Origin of the sequence: Variovorax palleresanus (assembly GCF_051144945.1) — a bacterium.
Lineage (GTDB): Bacteria > Pseudomonadota > Gammaproteobacteria > Burkholderiales > Burkholderiaceae_C > Variovorax > Variovorax paradoxus_S.
Genome location: NZ_JBJNVP010000002.1, coordinates 19097 through 36084, shown reverse-complemented (window position 1 = coordinate 36084; position 16988 = coordinate 19097). Strand labels below are relative to the sequence as shown.

16 protein-coding genes are annotated in these 16988 nt (G+C 67.7%); 12 read left to right on the top strand and 4 right to left on the bottom strand.

What is annotated here, in order from left to right; genetic code table 11:
• Window positions 1-58: 58 nt before the first annotated feature.
• The 11 genes from ACJ7Z0_RS03920 to ACJ7Z0_RS03870 all read left to right on the top strand — a co-directional run bounded on the left by ACJ7Z0_RS03920 (window position 59) and on the right by ACJ7Z0_RS03870 (window position 9928).
• The gene (locus ACJ7Z0_RS03920) at window positions 59-2395 is read left to right on the top strand and encodes a heavy metal translocating P-type ATPase (RefSeq protein WP_434788796.1); all 2337 of its coding nucleotides are present in this window, start codon (window positions 59-61) and stop codon (window positions 2393-2395) included.
• On the top strand, window positions 2395-2532 hold the full coding sequence (gene ccoS / locus ACJ7Z0_RS03915; protein ID WP_093022575.1) for a cbb3-type cytochrome oxidase assembly protein CcoS: 138 nt from the start codon (window positions 2395-2397) through the stop codon (window positions 2530-2532). Before ACJ7Z0_RS03920 ends, ccoS begins: the two co-directional genes overlap by 1 nt.
• A 65-nt stretch (window positions 2533-2597) precedes the next feature.
• Window positions 2598-4037, top strand: a complete 1440-nt coding sequence (gene ccoN, locus ACJ7Z0_RS03910; RefSeq protein WP_434788795.1) for a cytochrome-c oxidase, cbb3-type subunit I — start codon at window positions 2598-2600, stop codon at window positions 4035-4037.
• Between the two features lie 9 nt (window positions 4038-4046).
• Window positions 4047-4679 (top strand): cytochrome-c oxidase, cbb3-type subunit II, encoded by a 633-nt coding sequence (gene ccoO, locus ACJ7Z0_RS03905; protein WP_434788794.1) that lies wholly within the window; start codon window positions 4047-4049, stop codon window positions 4677-4679.
• 13 nt (window positions 4680-4692) lie between these two features.
• The gene (locus ACJ7Z0_RS03900) at window positions 4693-4833 is read left to right on the top strand and encodes a cbb3-type cytochrome oxidase subunit 3 (protein ID WP_431131465.1); all 141 of its coding nucleotides are present in this window, start codon (window positions 4693-4695) and stop codon (window positions 4831-4833) included.
• Window positions 4834-4851: 18 nt separating this feature from the next.
• Window positions 4852-5763, top strand: coding sequence for a cytochrome-c oxidase, cbb3-type subunit III (gene ccoP / locus ACJ7Z0_RS03895; RefSeq protein WP_434788793.1), 912 nt, complete (start codon window positions 4852-4854; stop codon window positions 5761-5763).
• Between the two features lie 19 nt (window positions 5764-5782).
• Window positions 5783-7243: a cytochrome c oxidase accessory protein CcoG gene (gene ccoG / locus ACJ7Z0_RS03890; RefSeq protein WP_434788792.1), complete on the top strand. Its 1461-nt coding sequence runs from the start codon at window positions 5783-5785 to the stop codon at window positions 7241-7243.
• A gap of 15 nt (window positions 7244-7258) precedes the next feature.
• On the top strand, window positions 7259-7555 hold the full coding sequence (locus ACJ7Z0_RS03885; RefSeq protein WP_434788791.1) for a FixH family protein: 297 nt from the start codon (window positions 7259-7261) through the stop codon (window positions 7553-7555).
• Entirely contained in the window at window positions 7552-7803 is a 252-nt protein-coding gene (locus tag ACJ7Z0_RS03880) for a hypothetical protein (protein ID WP_434788790.1), read from the top strand. Before ACJ7Z0_RS03885 ends, ACJ7Z0_RS03880 begins: the two co-directional genes overlap by 4 nt.
• Window positions 7800-9221, top strand: a complete 1422-nt coding sequence (gene hemN / locus ACJ7Z0_RS03875) for an oxygen-independent coproporphyrinogen III oxidase (RefSeq protein ID WP_434788789.1) — start codon at window positions 7800-7802, stop codon at window positions 9219-9221. The genes ACJ7Z0_RS03880 and hemN overlap by 4 nt, the downstream gene beginning before the upstream one ends.
• Before the next feature lie 2 nt (window positions 9222-9223).
• Entirely contained in the window at window positions 9224-9928 is a 705-nt protein-coding gene (locus ACJ7Z0_RS03870; RefSeq protein ID WP_434788788.1) for a sulfite exporter TauE/SafE family protein, read from the top strand.
• A gap of 10 nt (window positions 9929-9938) precedes the next feature.
• On the opposite strand, the gene ACJ7Z0_RS03865 is transcribed toward ACJ7Z0_RS03870, so the two are convergent.
• The 4 genes from ACJ7Z0_RS03865 to ACJ7Z0_RS03850 all read right to left on the bottom strand — a co-directional run bounded on the left by ACJ7Z0_RS03865 (window position 9939) and on the right by ACJ7Z0_RS03850 (window position 15513).
• Window positions 9939-12038 carry a PAS domain S-box protein gene (locus ACJ7Z0_RS03865; protein ID WP_434788787.1) on the bottom strand — a complete coding sequence of 700 codons (2100 nt, stop codon included), beginning with the start codon at window positions 12036-12038 and terminating at the stop codon, window positions 9939-9941.
• A gap of 4 nt (window positions 12039-12042) precedes the next feature.
• Window positions 12043-12789, bottom strand: a complete 747-nt coding sequence (locus ACJ7Z0_RS03860) for a response regulator (RefSeq protein ID WP_434788786.1) — start codon at window positions 12787-12789, stop codon at window positions 12043-12045.
• A gap of 103 nt (window positions 12790-12892) precedes the next feature.
• A complete protein-coding gene (locus ACJ7Z0_RS03855) occupies window positions 12893-15253 on the bottom strand; it encodes a phosphoketolase family protein (protein ID WP_434788785.1) in 2361 nt (786 codons plus the stop codon).
• Window positions 15250-15513: a BON domain-containing protein gene (locus ACJ7Z0_RS03850; RefSeq protein ID WP_434788784.1), complete on the bottom strand. Its 264-nt coding sequence runs from the start codon at window positions 15511-15513 to the stop codon at window positions 15250-15252. Before ACJ7Z0_RS03850 ends, ACJ7Z0_RS03855 begins: the two co-directional genes overlap by 4 nt.
• 277 nt (window positions 15514-15790) lie before the next feature.
• Here ACJ7Z0_RS03850 and ACJ7Z0_RS03845 point away from each other — a divergent pair, with 277 nt between their 5' ends.
• Entirely contained in the window at window positions 15791-16975 is a 1185-nt protein-coding gene (locus ACJ7Z0_RS03845) for a DesA family fatty acid desaturase (RefSeq protein ID WP_434788783.1), read from the top strand.
• The last annotated feature ends 13 nt before the right edge of the window (window positions 16976-16988 follow it).

Here is a 16988-nt window from a genome sequence, read left to right as displayed (position 1 = left end):
CGCGCATCGCTTGATGCAGATCAAACGGCGGCGCGGCCGCGGCCCTTAGCCTTGCCCGATGCAAGCCGCGCTCGCCTCTTTCTCCCCGGCCGCCGCGCTCCCACGGGCACCCCGTGAAGAGTGGCAGGTGCTCGACGATCCCTCCGAATGGCCGGCGTTCGGCCGCGCGCTCGACGATGGCACGGCCGCGGCGGGACGATGGGAGTCGCAGGTCGCCGTGGAGGGCATGCACTGCGCGACCTGCGGCCTTGCGGTGGAGACGGCGCTGCTGCACGTGCCCGGCGTGCTCGAAGTGCAGGTCAATGCCGCGAGCCAGCGTGCGCGCGTGGTGTGGTCCGCCGCACAGACGCGGCCCTCCCGCTGGTTCGAGGCATCCGCGGTGGCGGGCTACCGGCTGGTGCCGGCCGCCGACAGCTCCGCGCGCGAGCGCCGTTCGCGCGAGCTGCGGCTTGCGCTGTGGCGCTGGCTGGTGTCGGGCTTCTGCATGATGCAGGTGATGATGTATGCCTACCCGGCCTACATCGCGCAGCCCGGCGAGATGACTGCGGACGCGGCGCAATTGCTTCGCTGGGCCTCGTGGGTGCTCACGCTGCCCGTGCTCTTCTTTTCCTGCGGCCCGTTCTTCCGCAGCGCGTGGCGCGATCTTCGCAACGGGCGCATCGGCATGGATCTGCCGGTGGCCTTCGGCATCGCCATTGCCTTCGCGGTCAGCACCGCGGCCACCTTCGACAACGCGGGCGCGCTGGGCCATGAGGTGTATTTCGACTCGCTGACCATGTTCGTGTTCTTCCTGCTCACGGGCCGCTGGCTCGAGGCCCGGCTGCGGGACCGCACGGCCGGTTCGCTCGAAGCCGTGATGAACCGCCTGCCCGACAGCATCGAACGGCTCGAGGCCGATGGCGGCTGGCAGCGCGTGGCCGTGCGCCGCCTTGCCGCCGGCGACGTGGTGCGGGTGCGCCCCGGCGAGGCCTTTCCGGCCGACGGCGTGCTGATCGACGGCGGCACCAGCACCGACGAGGCGCTGCTCACCGGCGAATCCCGTCCCGTGCCGCGAGCGCGCGGGGAGCGCGTGCTGGCGGGCAGCCACAACCTCTCGGCCACGGTGCAGGTGCGCATCGAATCGGTGGGCGAGGGCACGCGCTTCGCGCAGATCGTGCGACTGATGGAAAGCGCGGCGCTGAGCAAGCCGCGCCTGGCGCAATTGGCCGACCGGATCGCACGGCCGTTTCTCATCCTGGTGCTGGCGTCGGCCGCCGGGGCCGCAGCTTTCTGGTGGCATGCCGATTCGGGCCAGGCCTTGATGGTGGCGGTGGCGGTACTGATCGTGACCTGCCCCTGCGCGCTGTCCCTGGCCACGCCGGCCGCCATGCTCGCGAGCGCGGGGGCGCTGGCGCGCGGCGGCGTGCTGACGTCGAACCTGCAGGCGCTGGAGGCGCTGGCCTCGGTCGATACGGTGGTCTTCGACAAGACGGGAACGCTGACCGGCGACACCCCGCGCCTGGAGCGCGTGTACTGCCGGCAGGGTTTGCGCCCCGGCGACGCGCTGGAGATTGGCGCCGCGCTCGGCGCGCATTCGCTGCATCCCGGTGCCCGCGCGCTGGTGAATGCATGGAATGCGCAGTTCCGCTCGCCGCCCGCCTGGGAAGTGACGCAGCCGGCCGAACTGGCGGGCCTCGGCCTCGAAGGCCTGCTGCGCCGAGACACGAGCGTCGACGGGCCCGCCCGCCGCATGCGGCTGGGCTCCGCGGGCTATTGCAACGTGCCGCCGCTGCAGGTCGAAGCGCCGCAGGTTCACCTCAGCGACGAGCAGGGCTGGCTCGCGAGCTTCGTGCTTGCCGAGGAGCTGCGCCCGGATGCCGTCGCCGCGGTGGCGGCGCTGCAGGCCGAAGGCATCACGGTGCGCCTGCTCTCCGGCGACCGCGACAGCGCCGCGCGCGAGATCGCAGCGCGCGCCGGCATTGCCTTTGCCCAGGGCGGCTGCACGCCTGAGGACAAGCTAGAGGTGCTGTGGCGCCTGCAGGCGGAGGGCCGGCAGGTCGCGATGGTCGGCGACGGGCTCAACGACGGCCCTTCGCTGGCGCGCGCGAACGCGTCCTTTGCCTTCGGCCGCGCGGTGCCGCTCTCGCGTGCGCGGGCCGACTTCGTCGTGCTCGGCGATGCGCTCGCTTCCATTCCGCGCACCATCGCGCAGGCGCGGCGCACGCTGCACGTGGTGCGGCAGAACCTCGCATGGGCGGCGGGCTACAACGCGCTGTGCGTGCCGCTGGCCATCGCAGGCTGGCTTCCCGCATGGCTCGCCGGGCTGGGCATGGCGGCGAGTTCGCTGGTGGTGGTGCTCAATGCGGCGCGGCTCGCGGCGGCTCATGGCAACGCTGACGCCAGGACGGGCGGCTGATGGACATCCTCTTTCTCCTGATCCCGCTGTCGGTCGTGCTGGTGCTCGCCATCCTCGGCGGCCTGTGGTGGGCCATCGAACGTGGGCAATTCGACGACATCGAGATCGAAGGCGACCGCATCCTGCGTCACGATTGATCTGCATCAAACCGACCCGGCGGGTGCGCAGGGACACTGCCTCCAGTCCATCAAGAGGCAGCACGATGCAAGAACCCAATCCTCCCGCAGCGGCGTACGACGACACCGTCGTGCGGCAACTTTCCCTCATGTCCGTGGTCTGGGGCGTGGTCGGCATGCTCGTCGGCGTGATCATCGCCACCGAGCTCGCCTGGCCCGAATTCAGCCTCGGCATTCCATGGCTCAGCTATGGCCGCCTGCGGCCGCTGCACACCAACGCAGTGATCTTCGCGTTCGGCGGCTGCGCGCTCATGGCCACCAGCTTTCACGTGGTGCAGCGCACCTGCCAGGTCCGGTTGTTCGCGCCGGCGCTCGCGTCATTCGTGTTCTGGGGCTGGCAGGCGGTGATCGTGGCCGCCGCCATCAGCCTGCCGCTGGGCTACACCACGGGCAAGGAATACGCGGAGCTCGAATGGCCGATCGACATCCTCATCGCGGCGGTGTGGGTGTCCTATGCGGTCGTGTTCTTCGGCACCATCGGCGTTCGCAAGGTGCGCCACATCTACGTTGCGAACTGGTTCTTCGGCGCGTTCATCATCGCCGTGGCCTTGCTGCACATCGTGAACAGCGCCGAGATTCCTGCCGGCTGGACGAAGAGCTATTCGGCCTATGCGGGCGTGCAGGACGCCATGGTGCAGTGGTGGTACGGCCATAACGCGGTGGGCTTCTTCCTCACCGCGGGCTTCCTTGGAATGATGTACTACTACATCCCCAAGCAGGCTGGCCGGCCGGTGTACTCGTACCGGCTCTCCATCGTCCACTTCTGGGCGCTGATCTTCACCTACATGTGGGCCGGCCCGCACCACCTGCACTACACGGCGCTGCCGGACTGGACGCAGTCGCTGGGCATGGTGTTCTCGCTGATCCTGCTGGCACCGAGCTGGGGCGGAATGATCAACGGCGTGATGACGCTCTCGGGCGCCTGGCACAAGCTGCGCACCGACCCGATCCTGCGCTTTCTGATCGTGGCACTGTCGTTCTACGGCATGGCGACCTTCGAGGGACCGATGATGTCCATCAAGACCGTCAACGCCCTGAGCCACTACACCGACTGGACCGTGGGCCACGTGCATGCCGGCGCGCTCGGCTGGGTGGGCTTCATCACCATGGGCTCGCTGTACTACCTGATTCCGCGCATGTACGGCCGCACGGAGATGTACAGCGTGAAGGCCATCGATGCGCACTTCTGGATCGCCACCATCGGCATCGTGCTGTACATCGCCGCCATGTGGATCGCCGGCGTGATGCAGGGCCTGATGTGGCGCGCCATCAACCCCGACGGCTCGCTCACCTACACCTTCGTGGAGAGCGTGAAAGCCACGTTCCCCTTCTACGTGGTGCGGCTGGCCGGCGGCCTGCTGTATCTGGGCGGCATGCTGGTGATGGCCTGGAACGTGTGGATGACCGTGATCTCCGGGCGTTCGGTTGCGGCATCGATTCCGCCCGTTGCCATTGCCCACGCCTGAGGAACAAGCATGAACCCGAACCCCGAACACAAGAGCACCGGCTTCACCCACGAGAAGGTGGAGACCAACAACCTGCTGATGATCGTGCTGATCCTCGTGGTGATCGCGATCGGCGGCATGGTCGAGATCGTGCCGCTGTTCTTCCAGAAGTCGACCACCGAGCCGATCGAGGGCCTGAAGCCGCACACGGCGCTGCAGCTCGCCGGCCGCGACGTCTACCTGCGCGAGGGTTGCTACAACTGCCACTCGCAGATGATCCGGCCGTTCCGCTCGGAGACGCTGCGCTACGGCCACTACTCGGTGGCGGGCGAGTTCGTCTACGACCACCCCTTTCAGTGGGGCAGCAAGCGCACCGGCCCCGACCTGCACCGCGTGGGCGGCAAGTACAGCGACGAGTGGCAGCGCATCCATCTGAACAACCCGCGCGACCTGGTGCCCGAGTCGAACATGCCGGCCTATTCGTGGCTCGACAAGAACCTGGTCGACGCCGAAGCCATTCCGCGCCGCATGCGCGCGCTGCGCCAGGTCGGCGTGCCGTATTCGGACGACGAAATCGCCCGTGCGGCCGAAGACGTCCGCGGCAAGACCGAGATGGACGCGACGGTGGCGTACCTGCAATCGCTGGGCCTCGCGCTCAAGTAAGGAGCACCCGACCATGACCGATATCACCACCTTGCGCGTTGCCGCCACCGTGCTGTGCTTTGCGCTTTTTCTCGGCATCGTGGCCTGGGCCTATGCCCGCCGCAACGCCGCGCGCTTCGACGAAGCCGCCCACCTGCCATTCGAGCAAGACTGAAGAGTAGAGGGGCCCACGATGAGCGATTTCGTCAACAACTTCTGGTCGAACTACGTTGCGGCCGGCACGGTCCTGAGCATCCTCGGATGCATGCTGCTGCTGTGGCTCACGGCGCGCAAGCGCGTTGCGTCCGATGCGGACAACACCACCGGCCACGTGTGGGACGAGGATCTGCGCGAGTCCAACAACCCGCTGCCCCTGTGGTGGGTCGGCCTGTTCGTGATGACCATCTTCTTCGCGGTCGGCTACCTGGTGGTCTTTCCCGGCCTGGGCAGCTTCAGCGGCCAGGCCAACTGGAGCACCAGCGCCGAGTACGAGGCCGAAGTGGCCAAGGCCAACCAGGCGCTGGCGCCCGTCTACGCAAGCTACGCCGGCATGCCGATGGAAGACATTGCGCGCGAACCCAAGGCCATGGCCATCGGCGAACGCCTGTTCATGAACAACTGCTCCCAGTGCCACGGCTCCGACGCGCGCGGCAGCAAGGGCTTCCCGAATCTGACCGACAAGGACTGGCTGCACGGCGGCGCGCCCGAGAAGATCGCCGAGACCATCACCAAGGGCCGCACCGGCGTGATGCCGCCCTTGGCGGCGGCGGTCGGCACGCAGGAGGAAGTGAAGAACCTGGCGAACTACGTGCTGAGCCTTTCGGGCGCGCCGCACGACTCGGTGCGCGCGGGCCTCGGCAAGTCCAAGTTCACGGTGTGCGCCGCCTGCCACGGCATCGGCGGTGTCGGCAACCAGGCCGTGGGCGCGCCCAACCTCAGCGACAAGATCTGGCTGCACGGCTATGGCGAAAGCGCCATCGTGCAGATCGTCAACGCCGGCAAGCACAGCGAAATGCCGGCGCAGGAAGGCCGCCTGACCGAGGCGCAGATCAAGCTGCTCGCTTCCTACGTCTGGGGTCTTTCGAACCCCGTCACCGGGCCCTGACATCCGCCGCTGTCTGATCATGGATCCATCCACCCCCGTCCCTGCATCGGTACCGGCTGCCAGCCCCGATGCGCGCAAGATCATCCCCATCGTTCCGGTGGAGAGCGACTCGGTCGGCCTGTACGAAGCCACGAAGAAGATCTACCCGCGCACCGTGCGCGGCATGTTCGCGCGCTGGCGCTGGGCCATGGTCTTCCTGACCCAGCTGGTGTTTTATGGCCTGCCGTGGGCGGAGTGGGGCGAGCGGCAGCTGGTGCTGTTCGACCTGGCCTCGCGGCGCTTCTACATCTTCGGCCTGGTGCTGTACCCGCAGGACCTGATCTATCTCTCGGGCCTGCTGGTGGTCAGCGCGCTGGCGCTTTTTCTGTTCACCGCCGTGGCCGGGCGGCTGTGGTGCGGCTACGCCTGCCCGCAGACCGTCTACACCGAGATCTTCATGTGGGTGGAGCACAAGATCGAGGGCAACCGCACGGCGCGCATGCGGCTCGATGCCGAACCGATGTCGCTGGAGAAGCTGGTCAAGAAGTGGTTCAAGCACCTGGTGTGGATCGGCATCGCGCTGTGGACCGGCTTCACCTTCGTGGGCTACTTCACGCCCATCCGCGATCTGGGCATGGCCTTTTTGCAGACCCGCATGGGCTCGTGGGAGGTGTTCTGGGTTTTCTTCTACGGCTTTGCGACCTACGGCAACGCGGGCTTCATGCGCGAGCAGGTCTGCAAGTACATGTGCCCGTATGCGCGCTTCCAGAGCGCCATGTTCGACCGCGACACGCTCATCGTCACCTACGACCCGAAGCGCGGCGAGCCGCGCGCACCGAGGCGCAAGGGCCTCGACCCGCGCAGCGTGGCGCTGGGCGACTGCATCGACTGCGGGCTCTGCGTGCAGGTGTGCCCCACGGGCATCGACATCCGCCAGGGGCTGCAGTACGAATGCATCGGCTGCGGGCTTTGCGTGGACGCCTGCGACACGGTGATGCAGAAGATGGCCTATGCGCCGCGGCTGATCCGCTACGACACGCAAAACGGCATGGAGGCCGGATGGACGCGCCGCCAACTGCTGCGCCGCGTGCTGCGCCCGCGCGTGCTGGTCTACACCGCCATCCTCACGCTGCTGGTGGCGGGGCTCCTGGCCAGCCTTGTCGCGCGCACGCCGTTGAAGGTCGACGTGGTGCGCGACCGCGCATCGCTGGCCCGCATCGTCGAGGGCGGGCGACTCGAGAACGTCTACCGCCTGCAGATCATGAACGCCACCGAGGACGCACGCCACTACCGCATTGCCGCGCACGGCATCGAAGGCCTGCGCGTCTCGCCCGACGAGCGCGTCACCATCGATGCGGCCCAGTCGCGCTGGGTTGCCGTGCGCCTGCAAGTGCCCTACGGCGTGGTGCCCTCCGGCTCGCACACGGTGCACTTCGACATCCGGGACGAGGAGGGCGGAGCCGAAGTGTCCGAGAAAGCGGTCTTCCTGGTGCCGCGCTGAAGCAAGGAAAACGAAATGAACGCAACGAAGAACGGATGGACGCAGACGCCGGGCGAAAAACCATGGTGGCGCTACCCGCTGCTCTGGATGGTGATTGCCGGGCCCGCGCTGGTGGTGGTCGCGAGCTTCGTGACCTTCTGGTTTGCCTGGGGAAGCTCCGACCCGCTGGTGTCGCAAGACTATTACCGCCGCGGCGTCGAGATCAACAAGACCCTGGCGGACAAGAAGCTGATGCCCGCCGTCGCCGGCAGGAACCATGCGGCCACGCCCGAAGAAGCTGTGCCGGTGCCGCGCGGCGAGGCCAGGCCATGACCTGGTCGCGCCAGCTCATCGGCGTCTTGTGGCCGGCCTTCCTGCTGGCCTGCGCCATCGAGATCCTGGTCTTCGCGATGGTCGATCCGGCCGATCTGCACTGGGGCGGCGACGCGCTGCGCATGTCGCGCCAGGGCGTCTACACCCTGGCGTTCTTTGTTTTCTGGGCCATGGCGGCGGCTTCCAGCGCATTCACCGCGCTCCTGGCCATGCCGCCGTCCCGCGACACTCCCGAGCATCCGCAATGACTTCGACTTCCACCGCCTTTCTCGACCGCCCCGTCGTTCCAGCCGCGGCGCCCTTGTCGACCGCTTTGCTGCGGCAGTTCGACGTCGCGGGGCCGCGCTACACCTCGTACCCGACGGCCGATCGCTTCGTCGAGGCCTTCGATGCTGACGATTACGCGCTGGCGCTGCAGGGCCGGCGCGATGCGGGCGCTTCGGCGGCGCCGCTCTCGCTGTACGTGCACATTCCGTTCTGCGAATCGCTGTGCTACTACTGCGCGTGCAACAAGATCGTGACGCGGCACCACGAGAAGGCCACCCAGTACCTGGCCTACCTGGCGCGCGAAGTCCGGCTCCAGGTTGCGCAGCTCGGGCGCGGCACCACCGTGAGCCAGCTGCACCTGGGCGGCGGCACGCCCACGTTCCTGAACGACGCCGAGCTGAGCCAGCTCCTTGCCATGCTGCGCGAGGCCTTCGTCTTTCTTCCCGGCGGCGAGCAGTCCATCGAGATCGACCCCCGCACCGTCGATGCGGTGCGGCTCGCGCACCTGGCGTCGCTGGGCTTCAACCGGCTGAGCTTCGGCGTGCAGGACTTCGATCCCGACGTGCAGAAGGCCGTGCACCGCATCCAGCCGGCGCACCAGGTGTTCGACCTGATGGCCGAGGCCCGCGCGCTGGGCTTCCAGTCGATCAACGTCGACCTGATCTACGGCTTGCCGCGCCAGAACGAGACGTCGTTCGACCGCACGATGGCGCAGGTCTGCGAACTCCGGCCCGACCGCATTGCGCTGTATGCCTACGCGCACCTGCCCGAGCGCTTCAAGCCGCAGCGGCGCATTGCCGCGGACGAGCTGCCCGATGCGGCGGCGCGGGTGCAGATGCTCGCGCGCGCCGTGGCCACGCTCACCGAGGCTGGCTATGTCTACATCGGCATGGACCATTTCGCGTTGCCGGACGACCCGCTCGCGGTGGCCAAGCGGGAAGGGCGGTTGCACCGCGACTTCCAGGGCTACAGCACCCAGCCCGACGGCGACCTGGTGGCGCTCGGCGTTTCCGCCATCGGCCGCATCGGTGCCACCTACAGCCAGAACGTGAAGACCATCGACGCGTACTACGACCTGCTCGACCAGGGCCGGCTGCCCGTGGTTCGCGGGCTTGCGCTCTCGCGCGACGACCTGTTGCGGCGTGCCGTGATCATGGCCCTGATGTGCAGGGGGCACGTCAATTTCGACGCCATGGGCGAAGCGCACCGGGTCGACTTCCGGCACTACTTCGCCACCGAGTTCGCGGCGCTCGGGCCGCTGGCGGCACAGGGCCTGGTGCGCATGACCGACCACGACATCGACGTGACGCCCCAGGGATGGTTCGTGGTGCGCGCCATCGCGATGGTGTTCGACCGGTACTGCCGCGAGAACCGCAACCGCTTTTCGCGCGTGGTCTGACCATGCAGACCGCACTGGCCGGTGCCGCGTTGCTGATGGGCCTGGCGGGCGGCCCGCACTGCGTGGCCATGTGCGGCGCGGCATCGGCCGCTGTGATCCGCATCGTGCCCGTGCCGGCCTCGGGGGGCGCGGGCGGCGGCGCGGTGTTCCCGGCGCAGGCGGCTTTTCACCTGGGCCGTATCGCGAGCTACGCCACGGCGGGCGCCATCGCCGCCGCGAGCGTGGACAGCCTGGCCCAGGCCAGCACCCAAGTGGCCGCGCTCAGGCCGCTCTGGATGCTGCTGCATGTGTTCGTGTTCGCCTGGGGCGCGATGCTGGCCGTCTCCGGCCGGCAGCCGGTGTGGGCACAGCGCATCGGCCGCACGCTCGAGGCGCGGCTGCGTCCGCTGGCCGGAAGCTCGCCGCTCGGCGTGCTCGCGACGGGCGCGCTCTGGGTTGCCATGCCGTGCGGGCTGCTCTATTCGGCGCTGCTGCTGGCCAGCCTGGGCAACGGGCCGCTGCAGGGCGGCGTCGCGATGATGCTGTTCGCCACGGGCAGCGGCCTCTCGCTGGTGCTGGCGCCATGGCTCTGGCAGAAGCTCAGGTGGAGCGGCGGTGGCGGACCGCAGGCGTGGGGCGCGCGCCTGGCCGGCGCATTGCTCGCGGCCGTGGCGCTGCAGGCGCTCTGGCTGGATATCGGCCACCAGATCGAGGCCTGGTGCCGCTGAACGCGCGGCACTAAGGGTGCGCAAGCACCCTGGCCATGGCACGCGCAAGCTCGGCCCGCGTGTAGGGCTTGCGCAGCAGCTCCCAGCTTTGCGGCACTTCCCGGTCGGCTTCCAGCAACTCCGACGAGAAGCCGGACATGAGGAGAATCGCGAGCTCCGGAAAGCGCTGCTGCGCTTCGGCCGCGAGCCGCGTTCCGCGCATGCCGGGGCCCAGCGCGATGTCGCTCAGCAGCAGGTCGAAGGAACCCGCATCGGTTTCCAGGCTCATCAGGGCCTGCTCGGCATTGCTGGCCGCGACCACGCTGCAACCCAGGGTTGTCAGAAAGGTCTGCACGACCTTGCGCACTTCGGAGTCGTCCTCGACCAGCATCACGCGCAGGCCGAGCGGAATCGCCTGCTCGATGTCTTCCTCTTCCATGGCCGGGGCGGCGGCCTCGTCCAGCTGGGGCAGAAAGAGCGTCACCGTGGTGCCCGCGCCCGGCCGCGTGGCGATGGCAATGGCGCCCTTGGACTGCTTCACGAAGCCGTACACCGTGCTCAGGCCCAGGCCCGTGCCGCGGCCGGCTTCCTTGGTGGTGAAGAAGGGCTCGAACGCGCGCTCCTTCACTTCCTCGGTCATTCCGGTGCCGCTGTCGGTGATGGAAATGGCCACGAAGCTGCCGTGCGCATCGCGGTCGCTCAGCTCGTTGTGCACTTCGGGCGGCAGCGCGCCGCAGGCCTCGGTTCGAAAGTGCAGCGTGCCGCCGTCGGGCATGGCATCGCGCGCATTGATGGCAATGTTCAGCAGTGCCGATTCGAGCTGCCCCGGGTCGGCAAGCACCGGCGGGCAGCTCGGCGCGCTGTCGATCGAAATGCCGATGCGCTGGTCGAGCGTGCGCCGCAGCATGTCGGCCAGCGAGTGCAGCATGGCATGCGTGTCCACTGCATTGGGCTGCAGCATCTGCCGGCGCGAGAACGCAAGCAGCTTGCCGGTGAGTTCGGCGCCGCGCTGCGAGGCTCGCGCCGCCGCGCCCACCAGCTGCTGGGCGTAGCCGTCGTTCGCGATGGCGGGCAGCTCTTCGAGCACCTGCAGGTTGCCCTGGATGACGGTGAGCAGGTTGTTGAAGTCGTGCGCAATGCCACCGGTGAGCTGGCCGACGCTTTCGAGCCGCTGCGCGTGGCTGAGCGCCTCTTCAGTCTGCACCCGCTGCAGGCTGGTGGCCAGCAGGTTCGACAGCGACTCCAGGAATCGGAGCTCCTCGTCACCGAAGCGCTTGGCCTCGCGCGAGCGCACGGTCAGCACGCCGATGAAGCGGCCGCGATCGTAGAAGGGCACGGCCAGCGCACTGACCAGACCGGCGTCGAGATAGGCCTGCGGCACCGCAAAGCGGCGCTCCTTGGCGAAGTCGGCCACCATCACAGGCGCGGCCTCTGCAAACACGAAGCCGGGCGGCGTGTTCGCGTGGCTCGGAATGCGCGCGCCGATCTCTTCGCCGGGCACCAGGCCCACGCCGCTGGCGACGCGAAATTCGAGGCGACTGTCGTCCAGCAACAGCACCATGGCCACTTCGACCTCCAGCGCTTCGGCGGCCATGGTGGGTGCGTGGTCGAGCACCACCTGCAGGTCGCGCGTGTCGACGGCCAGGCGGCCCAGCTGCGCGAGATAGTCGCTGTAGCGCGCGCGTTGCAGCGCCTGCTTCACGCGCGGGTAGGCGCCAATGTCGCGGATGGCGGCCACCACGAAGGGCAGGCCCTGGCTTTGCAGCGGGCTGAGTGCGATCTCGACCATCACCTCGCTGCCGTCCTTGCGCTTGGCGACCAGTTCCATCTGCGTGCCCATGGGCCTTGGGCGCGGCGCCTGGCCGTAGGCTTCGCGGTAGGCGGCATGGCGCGGCCGGATGCTGTCGGGCACCAGGACGTCCACGTTCAGGCCCACCAGTTCATCGACGGCATAGCCCAGCAGCTTGGCCGCCGAAGGGTTGGCCAGCACGATGCCGCCCGCCTGGTCGACCAGCAGCAGCGAGTCCGGGTAGGACACGAAAAGCGAACGGAAGACGCTGCTTTCTTCGACGCCCGAGGGCAGCCCCGGCAACGCGGCGACGGAGGGAGAAGAGGGCGGGGGCGGGTTCATCGGGTCACCCGCGAGCGACGGGCGGAACCAGGATGTAGCCGGCGCCCCGCACCGATTTGATGATCTGCGGATCGTCCGCGTCGGCTTCGATCTTCTTGCGCAGCCGGCCGACCTGCACGTCGATCGTGCGGTCGAAGGGGGCGGCTCCGCGCCCGCGCGTCTGCTCGAGCAGGAAGTCGCGCGACAGCACGCGCCCCGCATGGCGCGCAAAGGCGCACAGCAGGTCGAACTCACCGCCGGTGAGCGCCACGTTCTGCCCTTGCGGATTGGCCAGGCTGCGCGCGGCGACGTCGAGCTGCCATCCGGCGAAGCGGAGCTTGTCTGAAAGCGCCGGGGTGACCGGTGCGACTGCGGACATGGATGCGGCTTCGGCATTGCTGGGCGCCAAGCGCCGGAGCACGGCCTTGACGCGTGCCACCAGTTCACGCAGGTCGAAGGGCTTGGTGACGTAGTCGTCCGCGCCCACCTCCAGGCCCACGATCTTGTCGACCGCGTCGCCCCGGCCGGTGACGATGACGAGCCCGCAGCGCCAGTTTTCGCGCATGCGGCGCGCAATGGAGAAACCGTCTTCGCCGGGCAGGCCCAGGTCGAGCAGTACGAGGTCGGCCGGATCGGTGCCCATCAATGCCATCAGCGAGGCGCCGTTGTGCAGCTGGGTCACCCGGAAACCGTGGCTTTGAAGGTAACCGGCCAGCAGTTGCGTGATGTCGACCTCGTCGTCGAGGACCGCGATGTGAAAGGCGGATGTCATTCGGAAAGCATGGAGTGGGGCGCGAGCGCCGCGGCATCGTGGGAGCCGTGCAAGCGTAGCATGCACGCCGCGGCGGTGCATGCCTTTGGTGCATGCGGCGGGCTCAAGATTTCCAGCGCCAGTCCGAGATCTCCGGCATGTCCTTGCCGTGGACGGTGATGTAGGCGCGGTGCTCCAGCAGCTTGTCGCGCAGGTGCTGTTGAACGTGGCCCGCGCTGTTGCGAAAGCGCTCGACGCGGCTGATGGCATCGGCGGCCAGATGAAAGCGGTCGAGCCGGTTGAGCACGGTCATGTCGAACGGCGTGGTGGTGGTGCCTTCTTCGCAATAGCCGTGCACGTGGAAATTGTCGTGATTGGTTCGCTTGTAGGTCAGCCGGTGGATCAGCGAGGGATAGCCGTGGAACGCGAAGATGACCGGGCAATCGGTGGTGAAGATGGCGTCGAAGTCCGCATCCGATAGCCCGTGCGGATGGGCATTTGGCGCCTGCAGCGCCATCAGGTCGACCACGTTCACCACGCGCACCTTCAGGTCCGGAAGCATCTCGCGCAGCAGGTCGACCCCCGCCATGGTTTCCAGCGTGGGCACGTCGCCCGCACAGGCCATCACCACGTCGGGCGCACTGCCTTCGTCGTTGCTGGCCCAGGTCCAGATGCCCAGGCCGACCGTGCAATGGCGCACCGCCGATTCGATGTCCAGCCACTGCGGGGCGGGCTGCTTGCCGGCGACGATCACGTTCACGTAGTCGCGGCTGCGCAGGCAGTGGTCGACCACCGAGAGCAGGGTGTTGGCATCGGGCGGCAGGTAGACGCGAACCACCTCCGACTTTTTGTTGGCCACGTGGTCGAGAAAGCCCGGGTCCTGGTGGCTGAAGCCGTTGTGGTCCTGCCGCCAGACATGGCTCGTGAGCAGGTAGTTGAGCGATGCAATCGGCCGCCGCCAGCCGATGCCGCGGCACACCTTGAGCCACTTGGCATGCTGGTTGAACATCGAATCGATGATGTGGATGAAGGCCTCGTAGCACGAGAAGAAGCCATGGCGCCCGGTGAGCAGGTAGCCTTCGAGCCAGCCTTGGCAGAGATGCTCGCTGAGCACTTCCATCACTCGGCCGTCGGGCGACATGTGATCGTCGCCTTCGAGTATCCGGGCGGTCGAGGTGCGCCCGGTCACCTCGAACAGGGCACCGAGCCGGTTCGACGCGGTTTCGTCGGGACCCATCACGCGGAAGTTGCGGGCGGCCTCGTTGCGCTGCATCAGGTCCCGCAGAAACTCGCCGGCGACGCGCGTGGCTTCGGCATCGGTTGCTCCTGGCTTGGCCACCGCCACCGCGTGGTCGTGAAAGGGCGGCATGGCTAGGTCTTTGAGCAGCAGGCCGCCGTTGGCGTGCGGATTGGCGCTCATGCGCTTCGGGCCTAAGGGCGCCAGCGCAGCGATCTCGGGCCGCAGCACGCCGTCGGCATCGAACAGTTCCTCGGGCCGGTAGCTGCGCATCCACTCTTCGAGCAGCCCGACGTGCTCCGACTTGCCCTCAAAACCGGTCAGCGGCACCTGGTGCGAACGGAACGTGCCCTCGACCGGAATCCCGTCCACCTGCCGCGGCCCGGTCCAGCCCTTGGGCGAGCGCAGCACGATCATCGGCCAGCGCGGGCGCTCGCGGAACCCGTCCTTCCGGGCACGCGTCTGGATGGCGTGGATGTCGTCCAGCGCCTTGTCCAGCGCGGCCGCCATCAGGCTGTGCATCTGCGCGGGTTCATGGCCGGAGACGAAAGAGGGTTCGTAGCCATAGCCCCGCATCAGCTGCGCCAGCTCTTCGTCGCCGATGCGCGCGAGCACCGTGGGGCCGGCGATCTTGTAGCCGTTGAGATGCAGCACCGGCAGCACGGCGCCATCGGTCGCGGGGTTCAGGAACTTGTTGGAATGCCAGCTTGCCGCGAGCGCGCCGGTCTCCGCCTCGCCGTCGCCGACCACGCAGCAGGCGAGCAGGCCGGGGTTGTCGAACACGGCCCCAAAGGCATGCAGCAGCGAGTAGCCCAGCTCTCCGCCTTCATGGATGGAGCCCGGCGTTTCGGGTGCCACGTGGCTCGGAATGCCGCCCGGAAACGAAAACTGCGTGAAGAGCCGTTTCAGGCCATCGGCGTTTTGGCTGATGTCGGGGTAGACCTCGCTGTAGGTGCCTTCGAGGTAGGTGTTGGCGACCACGCCCGGTCCGCCGTGGCCCGGCCCGGCAATGAACAGCGCGTCAAGTTCGCGGGCCTTGATGGCCCGGTTCATGTGCGCGTAGACGAAGTTGAGGCCGGGCGTGGTGCCCCAGTGGCCCAGGAGGCGCGGCTTGATGTGCGAAAGGCTCAGCTTCTCGCGCAGCAAGGGGTTGTCCATCAAGTAGATCTGGCCCACCGACAGGTAGTTAGCGGCCCGCCACCAGGCGTCGAGCAGTGCGAAGTCGGATTGTTCCGCCGCCGCTGTCATCTTTCGACGCCCGGCAGCTCGGCACCGTTCGCGCAGTCGGCTGCGTCCGCTGCCGCGATGAGCCTGTTCACGATGGTGGTGACGCCTTCCGCGCGGCGCACGGCGCGCTCGACCGCGAGCTTCAGGCTTTCGCTGGCGACCTTGCCTTGCAGCGTGACCACGCCGTCTTTCACGCGCACGTCGACGTCGCACCCGAACACCGCCGGGTCCCAGTTCAGCTGAGCGAAGACCTCGTGCCTGAGTTGAATATCGGGGTTCATTTCAAACCTTTCAAAAAAAGGAGCACGTGTGGGGCGCGCTGCAACGGGCTTCTCGCGAGTTTGAGCCGGCCATCGTGGTTGTCAACGCACCCCGCATGAAACCCCATGGTCTGTGCGTACTGACGGCAAGCGCGATGCCTGCAAACCGCCCGATGGCGCCTTGATCGATCTTGCGGCGGGCCTGCGGCCGCGGCCTTGACCTGCATCAAAGTCCCCGCACCGGCCGCTTTGCAGAATGCCGCGACTGTTCAAAAGGCCAAATGACCAAAAGGCACTCATGCAAACATTGTTCTTCTCGGGTTTTTTCGATCTCCCATGGTGGGGCGCGGTGCTCGTGGCGCTGGCGCTGACGCACGTCACCATTGCCTCGGTCACCATCTTCCTGCACCGCCACCAGGCCCATCGCGCGCTGGATCTGCATCCGGTCGCCAGCCATTTCTTCCGCTTCTGGCTCTGGTTGACGACGGGCATGGTGACGAAGGAGTGGGCTGCGGTACATCGCAAGCACCACGCAAAGTGCGACACCCCGGAAGACCCGCACAGCCCGCAGGTGCTGGGCATCAACCGGGTGCTGTGGCGCGGCGTGTTCCTCTACATACGCGAGTCGAACAAGGCCGAGACCATCGCGCGCTACGGCCACGGCACGCCCGACGACTGGATCGAACGAAAGCTGTACTCGCAGCACAAGATCCTCGGCATCGTGCTGATGGGCCTGCTCGACATGGCGCTCTTCGGCGTGGTGCCGGGCGGGCTCGTTCTTCTTGCGCAGATCGCGTGGATTCCGTTCTGGGCTGCCGGCGTGGTCAACGGCATCGGCCACTACTGGGGCTATCGCAACTGGCCCGCGCCGGACGCCAGCACGAACATCTCGCCCATCGGCATCCTGATTGGCGGGGAAGAGCTGCACAACAACCACCATGCCTTTCCCACCTCGGCCAAGCTGTCGAGCAAGTGGTACGAGTTCGACATCGGCTGGCTCTACATCCGCGTGCTGCAGGCCCTTGGCCTTGCCACAGTGAAGCACGTGGCGCCGACACCGCGGCTTGCCGCGCCCAAGCCCGCCGTCGACCTGGAAACCGTGCAGGCGGTCATCCGGTGCCACTACGACGTGCTTTCGAGCTACGCGCACTCCTTGAAGCAGGCTTACGCGGAAGAGTTCGGCCGGCTGCGGCGCCTGTCGCCGGCCGACGCCCGTTCGCTGCAGTCCGTGAAGCGCTGGCTGGCCAAGGATGAGCGCATGCTCGACGAGTCGCGGCGCATGCGGCTCGCCATGGCTTTGCGCGGATCGCAGGCGCTCGATACGATGTATTCGATGCGCCGTGAATTGACCGCGCTGTGGAGCCGTTCCGCCGCCACGGGCGAACAGCTCGTCAGGCAATTGCAGGACTGGTGCCAGCGTGCCGAAGCCAGCGGCATCGCGCCATTGGCCGAGTTCTCCAGGCGCCTGCGTTCGTACGCTTGACCGGGCGGCGGCC

Coding starts and splice junctions, on each gene's coding strand:
- ccoG (WP_434788792.1), top strand. CDS start 5,783: ATGGATCCATCCACCCCCGTCCCTGCATCGGTACCGGCTGCCAGCCCC.
- ACJ7Z0_RS03885 (WP_434788791.1), top strand. CDS start 7,259: ATGAACGCAACGAAGAACGGATGGACGCAGACGCCGGGCGAAAAACCA.
- ACJ7Z0_RS03865 (WP_434788787.1), bottom strand. CDS start 12,038: ATGAACCCGCCCCCGCCCTCTTCTCCCTCCGTCGCCGCGTTGCCGGGG.
- ccoN (WP_434788795.1), top strand. CDS start 2,598: ATGCAAGAACCCAATCCTCCCGCAGCGGCGTACGACGACACCGTCGTG.
- ACJ7Z0_RS03850 (WP_434788784.1), bottom strand. CDS start 15,513: ATGAACCCCGATATTCAACTCAGGCACGAGGTCTTCGCTCAGCTGAAC.
- ACJ7Z0_RS03860 (WP_434788786.1), bottom strand. CDS start 12,789: ATGACATCCGCCTTTCACATCGCGGTCCTCGACGACGAGGTCGACATC.
- ACJ7Z0_RS03900 (WP_431131465.1), top strand. CDS start 4,693: ATGACCGATATCACCACCTTGCGCGTTGCCGCCACCGTGCTGTGCTTT.
- ccoO (WP_434788794.1), top strand. CDS start 4,047: ATGAACCCGAACCCCGAACACAAGAGCACCGGCTTCACCCACGAGAAG.
- ccoP (WP_434788793.1), top strand. CDS start 4,852: ATGAGCGATTTCGTCAACAACTTCTGGTCGAACTACGTTGCGGCCGGC.
- ACJ7Z0_RS03845 (WP_434788783.1), top strand. CDS start 15,791: ATGCAAACATTGTTCTTCTCGGGTTTTTTCGATCTCCCATGGTGGGGC.
- ACJ7Z0_RS03920 (WP_434788796.1), top strand. CDS start 59: ATGCAAGCCGCGCTCGCCTCTTTCTCCCCGGCCGCCGCGCTCCCACGG.
- hemN (WP_434788789.1), top strand. CDS start 7,800: ATGACTTCGACTTCCACCGCCTTTCTCGACCGCCCCGTCGTTCCAGCC.
- ACJ7Z0_RS03855 (WP_434788785.1), bottom strand. CDS start 15,253: ATGACAGCGGCGGCGGAACAATCCGACTTCGCACTGCTCGACGCCTGG.
- ACJ7Z0_RS03870 (WP_434788788.1), top strand. CDS start 9,224: ATGCAGACCGCACTGGCCGGTGCCGCGTTGCTGATGGGCCTGGCGGGC.
- ACJ7Z0_RS03880 (WP_434788790.1), top strand. CDS start 7,552: ATGACCTGGTCGCGCCAGCTCATCGGCGTCTTGTGGCCGGCCTTCCTG.
- ccoS (WP_093022575.1), top strand. CDS start 2,395: ATGGACATCCTCTTTCTCCTGATCCCGCTGTCGGTCGTGCTGGTGCTC.